Here is a 12,267-nt window from a genome sequence, read left to right as displayed (position 1 = left end):
TACGTTACTCGGCATCGTCATCGTTCAGCTATTCAATTACAGGGGTAAACCTCTGTAGATGGACTAAAGCCCAACTAGAGCAAGCGACGGTTGTATATCGCGAACTGTGTAGTTCGATTGTCGTGTTGAACGATCCGCTAGACCGAATCAATGCGTTTCTTGCCATGCATCCAGATGGCGATATCGAGTGTGCGCAGCAGGCTGAGGTGCCTGGCTTCAGGTACGCTACTGCGCAACTGACGAGCGAATTCGGTCACGACGATGAGGCCTTCGATCTGTAGGTGCATCGCCTGCCACCATTGGACCCAGTAAGTGGAGTCTGCTGAACCGAGCTCGCGCATGACTACGCTGTCCTGAATCGGAACAAGCGCGGGACGCTTGCGGGCCATAAGTTTGCTGACGGTAGTTGCTCCCATTTTCCATAGGTTACCTTCCTCATCGCGTCGCAGGAGATTCCAAAGCTCCTGTAGTGCGGACTCGGATTGGTACATTTCAGCTGTGCACCCTAGATCCTCTATCGCCAGTTGCGATGGGATTCTCTCCAGTACTTCGGTCAAGGCTGACGCGCGTTTTGTGAGGATGGTCCAGGCCGGTCGTGGTGGAACGTTAACGGAGAGAAAAGAAACTGCGACAAGATCGGTTGCGGTGATTACGTTGGGACTATCGTCGGGTGTGCCGAGATGCTCGAAGCGTCTGCCGATGGCGGGCCATTGCCCAGAAACTACCGGGTTACTTCCGGTGAGATAGGTGCGAAGGTATCCGATCGCGCGTTCCGACGGGGTTACAGAGCCATCAGCTTGTACGTTGCTAAATTGGCCTTTTATGTAACTCCATACATCGTGGCCGAGTGATTGTGCGGTATGCAAGATCGTAGGTCGTCCTTCAATATCGTCAGTAATTTTCGCGCCTAGGTTACGGATCTAATTTGTAGTACCGGTCATGCTGTTACCTGTATGAGGGTTTGATTTCTAGGCATGATCGAGCTCAACTATCGGCTGCTAGTTCGCAGGAAATATTCTCTCAGGACAGATTGCCTAGAAATTGCGGTATTTGTCGTAGAAATCGTCGTTGCGCAAATTACATTCATTGCTAATGTCCTCAGGCTACTAGTTCACGTGCTGCAAATAGCTGAACCTCGTGAATGATAATGATTTCTCGAACAAGCTCAGCAGTATGCAGTCATGAGTACGGAGCAATCCGGTCTTGTGGGCAGGAAAACAAATTTAGGTCCGTTAGATTCCGAATCGTCGGAATCTAACGGACCTAAATTTCTGTTTCACCTTTATTACTTAGTTGTATTACACGGCCTTCATGCGTGACACGTTCTCCTGCACCACAGCTTTGAAGTCGCCACCGGATGCCGCAAAGGTATTGCGCTGCAGCTGGTATTCGGCACCGCGTTCTATGAGCCGGATTATGCCCTGTAATTCATCGGTGCAACCCAACTGTTCCGCTACCGGTGCAAGTCGCTTGACCTCTGCACGAAGATGATCGGTCACCAACATCTCATCGCCCTGGGCGTTCAGGATAATGATGGCGTCCAGGCCGTAACGAGCGGCCCGCCATTTATTCTCCACCCGGTACCAAGCCGGCATGACTGGAACCTTGTACCCGGCCTCAATCGCCATCGACATGTCGTGGACCAAGCACTGGGTCAACGCAGTAATGGCTGAGATATCTTCTAAGGAACTCATTCCGTCACAGATACGCATTTCCACGGTACCTAGACGATTGACAGGGCGGACATCCCAACGAATTTCAGAGATATCATCGATAACACCGGTGTGGAGCATATCGGCCACGTAGGCTTCGTACTCCGACCATGAATCAAAGTGGAAAGGAATCCCTGCGGTTGGCAGCTGCTGGAACATCAGTGCACGCTGCGAGGCATAGCCGGTGTCTTCTCCACCCCAGTAGGGGCTGGAGGCGCTGAGTGCTTGGAAATGTGGCTGGTAGTTGATCAGACCATCGGTGATTGGCAGTGCCTTGTCACGGTCATCGAGTCCTACGTGTACGTGAATGCCGTAGATGACCATTTGCCGTCCCCACCATTGGGTACGGTCAATCAGGTTTGCATAACGCTCTTTGTCGGTCACTGGCTGAGAGATCGGCGCGGCGAAGGGATGCGAACCAGCGGAATACAAATCCACTCCGTGTTTAGCAGCCACTTCATTGAGCATGCGCACGTTGGTGCGTAGCTCTTGCGCAGCCTCTGCCACGGTGTTGTGAACCCCGGTGACTACCTCAACGGTGTTCATCAGCAGTTCGGGCTTCACCGTGGGGTGCTCATCCTCGCTGCCTAGCCCTGCGTCTTCCTTGAGCTGATCAAGGATTTTTTCGGCGACCGAACACAAGTCCGCACTTTCGCGATTGACCAAAGCGATTTCCCATTCAACACCAATGGTGGACTGAGAAGACTTGGCGAACTCGATTTTCTGCACGGCGCTCCTAATGCTGACGTCTCGGACGGAAGACTCCGGAGCCGAATAAAATTAGACGGTTAAACCATCGAATTATTCGAAGGCCTTCCATTCTTTTTGTAAGTTTTGCGCCACCCCTGCCAAGACATTTATCCGGTGGGAGGTGCATCACTATAGATTAGTGCGGTTCCACCTCGACGGCCACACGATTCTGACCGACACGGGCAAGAATGAGTGTTGCGTGCTTCTTGGCCGACTTCGGGGCACCAGCGAGCAAGATGCGGCGCAGCTCCTCGGGCAGCACATCCACTCCGCGCTTTTTGATATCCAAGCTGCCAATGCCGTTGGTCTTTACCCAGGACTTCAACTTCTTCACGTTGTAGTCGTGGACTTCTAGCACCTTGAAACCTCGGGCGAATGGGGTCTCTAAATGCTCTGCGTGCGTGAAGTAGGCGATGTGCTCGTCCAGCAAGTGTCCACCGGTTGATTCGAGCAGGGTGGAAATCAGGTGCGAGCGAATCACCGCACCGTCTGGTTCATAGAGGTGTGCTTGGAGTTCGCCGACGGGAGCCAGTGGATCCTGATTCACAGTGAGCTCGCTGGTCAGTTCGTGAGCGCCGGTCTTGTCGATGACCAGCGCCGCACGGGCCACGTCCGGGCGTTTCAGCTTGCCGAACCACAGACCTGCTTCCACGACCGAGCCGTGATCGGAAATCCACACGGCTTCGGCGCCGTGGGGGATTGCTTCATGGGGCAGTCCTGGGCCTAGCTTCACTCCAACATCAAGGCCTGAGTCAACGAGCTTCTCAACAAACGATAGGGGAGGCGAGAAGGCCTCGGGGTCAAAGAGTCGTCGTGTACTGCCTGCTACGTCGGTGCGACGGGCTGGGTCTAGCCAGACACCGTCAATACCGGTGAGGTCTACGTCTTCAGCGCTTCCATGAACTACACGTGCTTCCTCAAAAGGCATCAAGTTCAGCGTGGTGGCCGCGGCAGTTGTTTCGTCTTGCTCAACTGCGGTGACCTTGAGCCCGGCACTGGCCAGGGCGATGGAGTCCGCGCCGATGCCGCATCCCAGGTCTGCCACGTGAGTGCTACCGGCCTGGACAAATCGACGAGCGTGAAGCCCGGCGATCATCAGGCGCGTGGCCTGTTCAAGCCCGGCGGGGGTGAAGATCAAGGTGTCGGCGAAGGGGCCAAACTTGACCCGGCCGCGGAAGCGCAGCTCGGCTTGGGAGATCACTGCTCGCACTACCTGGGCGTCATGCCCTTCCTTGCGCAGTTTTTCGTTCAACGACCACGCGGCATCCTTGGTCGCCACCATGGACGGGTCGACGGTCGCTAACAGAGTCCACCCCTCGGGGGAGAGGAGCGCAGCGAATTGGTCGTTGAGTGTTGAATCATTTGAAGCCTGGGCCATGGAACAAGCCTATCGTTATCTGGCTCCGTTCCCGGCGTTCAGGTTTCGGAGGCTTCGCGGTGCGTACGGCGGACGCATTGTGACAAATGCGCGTCATATTGAAACGTGGTGCTGGGTGCTCTAAGGCCTGGTGAAAAGCAGCGGGAGTAAGTGCTGTTTCCGGGTTCGGCATGCATGCCGGGTCGGAAGAACGTGAAGTTGGCCTACCCCTAGGGCAAGAGGTGCTAACTCTTAGTGCGTCAAGGCCAAGTAAAGCATGATTCTTGGAGGGGGCATCTGCTTTCCTGGTCACGGGATGAACGGCCAATGCTTTAGCCTCTCCGGCCCGCAACGCGGGGCATCGAAAGCTTTAGTGCTCGGTAGGCGGCTTCTTATTTATCGGGGAGAGGCGCGCTGACTTACTGCCCGCTGTGGCGCACGTCGCATCAACCCCACCTTGCCGTGTTGTATGTCACCTGTGAGCAAAGTATTCCTAACTGAAGACCTTCCCAAGGTCCCGCAACGTGGCGGCGACCTAACGGACACAACATCAACAGGCACTAAACAGGAGAATCAGCTCAAACGCGGGCTAAGCAGCAGGCACCTGCAAATGATCGCCATTGGAGGTTCCATCGGCACCGGACTGTTCGTTGCCTCGGGTGGATCCATCGCCCAAGCCGGTCCCGGCGGGGCACTGGTAGCTTTCGCCGCAGTAGGGCTGATGGTCTACCTGCTCATGCAGTCCCTGGGCGAGATGACCGCCAAGATCCCCGTTGCGGGATCCTTCCAGACCTTCGCCACCCGCTTCGTCTCTCCATCCTTCGGCTTTGCCATCGGGTGGAACTACTGGTTCAACTGGGCTATCACCGTGGCGGCCGAGCTGGTGGCCGCTGGAATCGTCATGAGCTTCTGGCTGCCGGATGTTCCCGGTTGGGTCTGGGCCGGAGCGTTCCTTGCCGTACTGACCCTGCTGAACGCCATGTCCGCCAAGGCCTTCGGCGAAGGAGAATTCTGGCTGGCGCTGATCAAGGTAGTCACCGTGATTGCCTTCATTCTCGCTGGCGTCCTGATGATCTTCGTAATTCTCGGAAGCCATACTGATCCACTAGCCAACTGGACCGAAGGCAAAGACGTCTTCCATGGAGGATGGATCTCCATCGTGGCAGTCTTCATGATTGCCGGCTTCTCCTTCCAAGGCATCGAACTGGTAGGCGTCGCCGCAGGCGAAGCCAAAGATCCGCGCCGAGAAGTGCCCAAAGCCGTGCGCACCGTCTTCTGGCGCATCATGCTCTTCTACATCGGCGCCATCTTCATCATCGGTACCCTGGTGCCGTTCACCGACCCGAGCCTGCTGGCCAGCGGAGAAGCCGATGTCGCTTCCTCTCCATTCACCTTGGTCTTCGAGCGTGCCGGCATTGCCTTTGCGGCCGCTGCCATGAATGCAGTGATCCTGACCGCCATCCTCTCGGCAGGCAACTCCGGGCTCTACGCCTCGACGCGCATGCTCTATTCCATGGCCCATGATGGCAAGGCACCGAAGATCTTCGGGCGCACTAATAAGCGCGGAGTGCCCATGGCAGCCTTGCTGGCTACCGCAGGCGTAGGACTATTCGGTTTCCTGACCGCCTTGATTGGCCAGGGTGCCGCCTACGCGTGGCTGCTGAATGTCTCCGGACTATGCGGATTCATTGTCTGGGTGGGTATTGCCGTGTCCCATTACCGCTTCCGCCGCGGCTACAAGGCCCAAGGCTTCGACCTGTCTGACCTGCCCTACCGGGCGCCATTGTTCCCATTGGGTCCCATCGTTGCCTTCGTAATGCTGCTGGCTGTGATTGCCGGTCAGAACTATGAGGCGGTGGCCGCTGGACGGGGCTTAGAAGTGCTCTCGGCCTACATCGGGTTGCCGCTGTTCCTGGGGCTGTGGCTGGTGCATCGGCTGGTCACCAAGTCCAAGGTGGTCAAGCTTTCGGAGATGGATTTGTCAGCTCCTGCGGACATCGAGGAATCGGCCAAGGTGCGCTCTGCGCGAACCGGTGTGACGAACTAGGGCTTTCATTAGCACTCGCCTTGACCGAGTGCTAATGCTCGTCCTAAAGTCAGTGGTGGAAGTTCTGCACGCAAGTGCGGGCAGAACCACCGCCTGACTGGATACCACCAACTGGCACCGCGACGACGGTTGGTCCAATGCCATAGGGCGCACCCCTACAACCATTGGTTCATACACGAAAAGGAGAGACCATGTCTGTCTCCATCAAGCCGCTCGAAGACCGCATTGTCATCAAGCAGGTCGAAGCCGTAACCACCACCGCTTCGGGCCTGGTCATCCCAGACTCCGCTAAGGAAAAGCCACAGGAAGGCACCGTAGTTGCAGTAGGCCCAGGCCGCATCGACGACAACGGCAACCGCATTCCTCTGGACGTTGCTGAAGGCGACGTAGTCCTGTACTCGAAGTACGGCGGAACCGAGGTCAAGGTCGGCAACGAAGAGTACCTGGTGCTCTCGGCTCGCGACGTACTGGCAGTCGTCGTAAAGTAACGCCAACCTCTTATAAGTTTCAGGAGAAAATGCATGGCTAAGCAGCTAGCATTCAACGAGGAAGCGCGACGCGCCCTCGAAGCGGGCATTGATAAGCTCGCAAACACGGTGAAGGTTACCCTCGGCCCACGCGGCCGCAATGTGGTGCTTGCCAAGACCTGGGGCGCCCCAACCATCACCAATGACGGTGTCACCATTGCTCGTGACATCGATCTGGAGGATCCATACGAGAACCTTGGCGCGCAGCTGGCCAAGGAAGTAGCTACCAAGACCAATGACGTAGCAGGTGACGGCACCACCACCGCCACCGTGCTCGCTCAGGCACTGGTCAAGGAAGGCCTGAAGAACGTCGCCGCTGGCGCTGCTCCAGGCGATGTCCGCAAGGGCATTGAATTGGCTACCGAGATTGTCTCCGAAGCATTGGCCGCTAACGCCGTTGCCGTGGAAGACAAGGTTGCCAACGTAGCTGCGATCTCCGCACAGTCCGATGAAATCGGTGAACTGCTGGCCAAGGCCTTCAAGACCGTTGGCACCGATGGTGTCATCACCATTGAAGAGTCCTCGACCACCGCTACCGAGCTGGTCTTGACCGAAGGCATGCAGTTCGACAAGGGCTACCTCTCGCCTCAGTTCATTACCGACCAGGAGCGCCAGGAAGTTGTCCTGGAAGACGCCCTGATCCTGATCAACCCTTCCAAGATCTCCACCGTGGCAGAATTCCTGCCGCTGCTGGAAAAGGTCCTGGAAGCCAAGAAGCCACTGCTGATCATCGCTGAAGACGTCGAGGGCGAAGCCCTGTCTACCCTGGTGGTCAACAAGCTGCGCGGCTTGCTGAACGTGGTTGCCGTCAAGGCTCCAGGCTTCGGCGACCGCCGCAAGGCCATGATGCAGGATCTGGCGATCCTCACCGGCGCCCAGGTTGTCTCCCCGGAACTGGGCCTGTCCCTGGACCAGGTTGGCACCGAGGTGCTCGGCTCGGCCCGCCGCGTAACCGTCACCAAGGATTCCACCACCATCGTTGATGGCGCTGGCACCGAGGAAGATGTTGCAGAGCGCGTAGCCCAGCTGAAGGCAGAGCTGAACCGCACCGATTCGGAGTGGGACCGCGAGAAGCTTTCCGAGCGCCTGGCCAAGCTGGCCGGCGGCATCGGCGTGATCAAGGTGGGCGCTTCCACCGAGGTCGAGCTGAAGGAACGCAAGCACCGCATCGAGGACGCAGTGTCCTCCACCCGTGCAGCTCTGGAAGAAGGCATTGTTGCCGGTGGCGGTACCGCACTGGTAGATGCACTGGCTACGCTGGATACCGATGCCCGCATCGCATCAGCTGAAGGCGACGTAGAAGCAGGCGTAGCGATTGTTCGCCGCGCACTGGTGCAGCCGCTGTTCTGGATCGCTACCAACGCCGGCTTCGACGGCGCAGTAGTCGCTTCCAAGGTGGCGGAATCGCCAGCCAACGAAGGCTTCAACGCCAAGACCGGCGTCTACGAGAACCTGCTCCACGCAGGTGTCATCGACCCGGTCAAGGTCACCCGTTCGGCACTGCGCAACGCAGCATCGATCGCAGCCTTGGTTTTGACCACCGAGACCTTGGTGGCCGAGAAGGTTGAAGCAGCTGACGAGGCACACAGCCACTAAGGCTTGAGCCAGTCACGCAAGCAACGCTTCGTGAACGAAAGCCGCTGTTGATTCCAGGATTAGATTCTTGGAACCAACGGCGGCTTTTTCAATGCCATTACACCTGATGCTGGTATCCAGGAGCCGGGGGAGCGGTGCCTGCTTCGCGTTGGCAAAGGGGTTGCCGAATAGGTGCCAAAGATCCTGGATGGTCACTGCCAACGTCTCATCGGAGCCAAGCCACCACGTTATTGAACAAGGTTCTCGAAAATCCTCGGCTAAACCACAGCAGGTCAGCACGATACCGGTAGCAATATAGCCGGATTCACAACGCAGAATCAGCGGAATTCCGGGGCTGGAACGCACTGGGTTGGTATGATGGTTGGTTGTCTGACGTGAATTGAAAACTCAACGCCGAGGACAAGCCAAGTCCCCGACGGAAGTGCAGTCTGTGAGCCAAACCCTGAAACAGCCTCGGAATAGCACTGAACGTGCAGGTTTCCGAGTCGATTTGCAGGGACTTCGCGCCCTCGCAGTCCTGCTGGTGATGTGTTATCACATCTGGTTCTCCAAGGTCTCCGGCGGTGTCGACATCTTCTTGATGCTCTCCGCCTTTTTCCTCACTTCATCCACTGCACGTCGAATCGCCCGCGGGCAGCGTCCACCACTGGTAGATGGCTGGCTGCATCGATTCTCCCGGCTGATCCCGCAAGCCGCGGTGGTGATCATCGGCGTGGTCATTGCCGCTTGGATCATCCTGCCAAGCACACGTTGGCTGGAGCTGATTGACCAGTCCAGCGCTTCGCTGTTCTATTGGCAGAACTGGTACCTCTCGGATCACCAGGTGGACTACTACGCTTTCAATACCGCCTCGGCATCCCCGCTGCAGCATTTCTGGTCTTTGTCTGTCCAAGGACAGATTTTCATCCTTTGGCCGCTGGTGCTTGCCGGCAGCGCGTTGATCTGGAAAAAGTTCTTCTCCCGCCACAACTTCGCTTGGGTGGCCGGTAGTGCTTTCGGTGCCATCTTCATTGGTTCCCTGGCGTTCTCTATTTACATCACCGCCACCAACCAGCAGGTGGCTTACTTCCACACCGGCGCGCGCCTATGGGAATTCGCCCTCGGTTCGCTGCTCGCCTTGGCATTGCCGTGGCTCTCCAGCCTGCCCGAGAAGATCCGCCGCTTCGGTGGCTGGGCCGGCCTGCTCACCGTCATTGGCAGCGGAGCCGTACTGGATGTCCAAGGGCAGTTCCCGGGCTTCATGGCCCTGGTTCCTACAGTGGCGGCAGCCCTGGTTATTGCCGCCCCGGCACCACGCAGCTGGACCAACCCGTCGGGACTGCTTTCCCTGTCTCCGCTGGTGAAGCTGGGCGACCTGTCCTACGGCATGTACCTGTGGCACTGGCCGTTGCTGGTCTTCTACCTAGAGGTCTCCGGAAAACAGAAAGCATCCTTCCTGGCAGGTACGGTGCTGATCCTGGTATCCATCGCCGCCTCGTGGTGCGCCACCAAATTCATTGAAAAACCGGCTATTGCATGGCAGGCCAGCGCAAGTTTCTCACGGTTGATTCCGCAGAGCGGTTTCAAGCTGATCGCCCAGTTTGCAGCGGTTGCCGTGGGCCTTGGCGTAGCTAGCCTTCCGGTCATGGCGTGGGAGAACAACGTCGAGCACCGCCGTGCTATGGCAGCTGCGCAGACCGCCACCGACAACCCCGGGGCGAACGCCACCGAGGGCTGGGATCCTTCGCCAACATCCCTGGTGCTGCCGCTGGCTACCGAACTGGATAGCGAATGGCAGACCCCCGGCGAAGTCTGCGAAGGGGCCGCAGCGCCAGATGATGAGCGCATCCGGTTCTGCGAGCAGGGTGGCACCTTTGACGGGGGAGCACCGGACCTGGTGCTGCTGGGCGACTCGCATATGCAGCACTGGTCTGCAGCTGCCTCGGCGATGATCGAGGAAGCTGGCGGAAGCTGGATCCTGGTCTATGAGCCAGGTTGCCGCTACGGCTCGGATGCCGACCGGGTGAAAGAAACCTGTTCTGACTTCCAGGACGCCGCGCAGGACTACGTTGCAGACCTGGCGCCGGAGATGGTGCTGACCACCGCCAGCAAGACGGTGGCCCGGCCCGACGCGATGCTGCGCAGCCCCGGGGAGCAGGAGATCCTGGTCGATAACTACGAAGCGATGATCCAGCCGCTGCTGGATGCCGGCAGCCGCGTAATTGCGATGCGCGATACCCCGCGCTATTCCTACTCTATTCCAGAGTGCGTTGATTCCAATAAGGACAACTTCGCCAACTGCGATGGTTCGGTTGGCTACGCCTTGAACAGCGTGAATCCGGTAGAGAAATTCCTAGACTCAAGGGATTACGGGGATCAGGTTGTTTCCCTCGACATGACGGGGTTGCTCTGCCCTGAGGGGGTCTGCAAAGCTGTCATTGGCAACGTCTTGACCTACCTGGATGATTCGCACCTGTCCAAGACTTTCGTGCTCAGTGCCAAGAACCAGTTCGCCTCCTCATTCAAGGAAGCAACAAACTGGGAATAAGTCACCCGGATACCGGATAGAGCATGAGGTTGAACACAGTGCGCCGAGTAGGAATAACCGGAACGCCAAAAGAGCTCTACCATTTAACCAACCTCCGCTGTCGCCCCGAAAGGTTCCCACGTGACTGAGTTCAACCCCTTTGCCTTTGAAGGACTCACCTACGACGACGTTCTGTTGTTGCCTGGCCCGACGGATGTGATTCCCTCGGAAGCGGACACCACCACTCGCTTCACCAAGCGCATCAACATCCAGGTGCCTATCAGCTCCGCTGCAATGGACACGGTGACCGAAGCACCCATGGCAATCGCGCTGGCACGCCAGGGCGGTATCGGCGTGATCCACCGCAACCTTTCCATTGAGTCCCAGGCCAAGCAGGTTGACCAGGTTAAGCGCAGCGAGTCTGGCATGATCACCGACCCAGTCACTGTGCACCCAGGTGCCACCTTGGCTGAATGGGATGAGTTGTGCGCTCAGTACCGCGTCTCCGGTCTGCCAGTGGTAGATGAGAACCGCAAGCTGTTGGGCATCATCACCAACCGCGACACCCGCTTTGTTCCTCGCGAACGCTACATGACCACCAAGGTCTACGAAGTGATGACCGGCATGCCGCTGGTTACCGCTCATGACGGTGTAGCTCCAGAGAAGGTTATCGAGCTCCTGTCCAAGAACCGCATCGAGAAGCTTCCACTCATCGATAACGACGGCAAGCTCACCGGCTTGATCACCGTCAAGGACTTCGACAAGGCCGAGCAGTACCCGCTGGCGACCAAGGACGAGGAGGGCCGTCTGCGTGTTGCAGCTGCTGTCGGCTTCTTCGGCGAAGGCTACGAGCGTGCCATGACCCTGATCGACGCCGGCGTTGACGCGCTGGTAGTCGACACCGCCAACGGCCACTCCCAGGGCGTACTGGACATGATTGCACGCCTGAAGAAGGATCCAGCCGCTGCACACGTGGACATCATCGGCGGCCAGGCAGCCACCTACGATGGCGCCAAGGCGCTGATCGACGCTGGCGCGGATGCCATCAAGGTTGGCGTGGGCCCGGGCTCGATCTGCACCACCCGTATCGTTGCCGGCGTGGGCGTTCCACAGGTTACCGCCATCTACGAAGCAGCCAAGGCAGCAATCCCAGCTGGTGTTCCTGTGATCGCTGACGGCGGCCTGCAGCACTCCGGCGATATCGGCAAGGCACTGGTTGCCGGTGCCGACTCGGTCATGCTCGGCTCCCTGCTGGCAGGTACCGCAGAGTCCCCAGGCGATCTGGTCTTCATGGGCGGCAAGCAGTTCAAGGCCTACCGCGGCATGGGCTCGATGGGCGCCATGGAAACCCGAGGCAAGAACACCTCGTACTCCAAGGACCGCTACTTCCAGGCTGATGCTCCTTCCAACGAGAAGCTGATCCCAGAAGGCATCGAAGGCCAGGTTCCTTACCGCGGCCCGCTGTCGGCAGTAACCCACCAGCTGGTAGGCGGCCTGCGCCAGACCATGTTCTACGTCGGTGGACGCACCGTTCCAGAGCTGAAGGCACGCGGCAAGTTCGTGCGCATCACGGCAGCTGGTCTGAAGGAATCGCACCCGCACGACATCATGATGACCGTTGAGGCTCCGAACTACCGTTCGCGCTAATGCTCATTGAAAAGATCCTGGTGGAATCCGCTCTAGAGCGGATTCCACCAGGATCTTTTCCATTTAATGAGTTCAATTGTGGGAAGCACAGCTGCCACTATGGTGCAGGTTGCCCACAGCTACAG

At 58.0% G+C, this 12,267-nt stretch carries 8 protein-coding genes; 5 read left to right on the top strand and 3 right to left on the bottom strand.

Features of this window, described 5'->3' with window-relative positions; all coding sequences use genetic code 11:
- Positions 1-137: 137 nt before the first annotated feature.
- The 3 genes from AARI_RS19700 to AARI_RS12245 all read right to left on the bottom strand — a co-directional run bounded on the left by AARI_RS19700 (position 138) and on the right by AARI_RS12245 (position 3,840).
- Positions 138-866: a DUF6308 family protein gene (locus tag AARI_RS19700; protein ID WP_013349612.1), complete on the bottom strand. Its 729-nt coding sequence runs from the start codon at positions 864-866 to the stop codon at positions 138-140.
- 432 nt (positions 867-1,298) lie between these two features.
- The gene (locus AARI_RS12250) at positions 1,299-2,441 is read right to left on the bottom strand and encodes a glutamate--cysteine ligase (RefSeq protein WP_013349611.1); all 1,143 of its coding nucleotides are present in this window, start codon (positions 2,439-2,441) and stop codon (positions 1,299-1,301) included.
- A 157-nt stretch (positions 2,442-2,598) separates the two neighbouring features.
- Complete coding sequence (locus AARI_RS12245; RefSeq protein ID WP_013349610.1) at positions 2,599-3,840, bottom strand: class I SAM-dependent methyltransferase; 1,242 nt, start codon at positions 3,838-3,840, stop codon at positions 2,599-2,601.
- 589 nt (positions 3,841-4,429) lie between these two features.
- Here AARI_RS12245 and AARI_RS12240 point away from each other — a divergent pair.
- The 5 genes from AARI_RS12240 (at position 4,430) to guaB (ending at position 12,142) form a co-directional block, all read left to right on the top strand.
- Positions 4,430-5,866: an amino acid permease gene (locus AARI_RS12240; protein WP_013349609.1), complete on the top strand. Its 1,437-nt coding sequence runs from the start codon at positions 4,430-4,432 to the stop codon at positions 5,864-5,866.
- Between the two features lie 191 nt (positions 5,867-6,057).
- Positions 6,058-6,354 carry a co-chaperone GroES gene (groES, locus tag AARI_RS12235; RefSeq protein WP_013349608.1) on the top strand — a complete coding sequence of 99 codons (297 nt, stop codon included), beginning with the start codon at positions 6,058-6,060 and terminating at the stop codon, positions 6,352-6,354.
- Between the two features lie 33 nt (positions 6,355-6,387).
- Complete coding sequence (gene groL / locus AARI_RS12230; protein ID WP_013349607.1) at positions 6,388-7,989, top strand: chaperonin GroEL; 1,602 nt, start codon at positions 6,388-6,390, stop codon at positions 7,987-7,989.
- A 430-nt stretch (positions 7,990-8,419) separates the two neighbouring features.
- Entirely contained in the window at positions 8,420-10,516 is a 2,097-nt protein-coding gene (locus AARI_RS12220) for an acyltransferase family protein (protein WP_013349605.1), read from the top strand.
- A 120-nt stretch (positions 10,517-10,636) separates the two neighbouring features.
- Complete coding sequence (gene guaB, locus AARI_RS12215) at positions 10,637-12,142, top strand: IMP dehydrogenase (protein ID WP_013349604.1); 1,506 nt, start codon at positions 10,637-10,639, stop codon at positions 12,140-12,142.
- Positions 12,143-12,267: the final 125 nt, after the last annotated feature.

Source organism: Glutamicibacter arilaitensis Re117, assembly GCF_000197735.1.
Lineage (GTDB): Bacteria > Actinomycetota > Actinomycetes > Actinomycetales > Micrococcaceae > Glutamicibacter > Glutamicibacter arilaitensis.
This window is presented reverse-complemented; position numbering and strand designations above follow the sequence as displayed.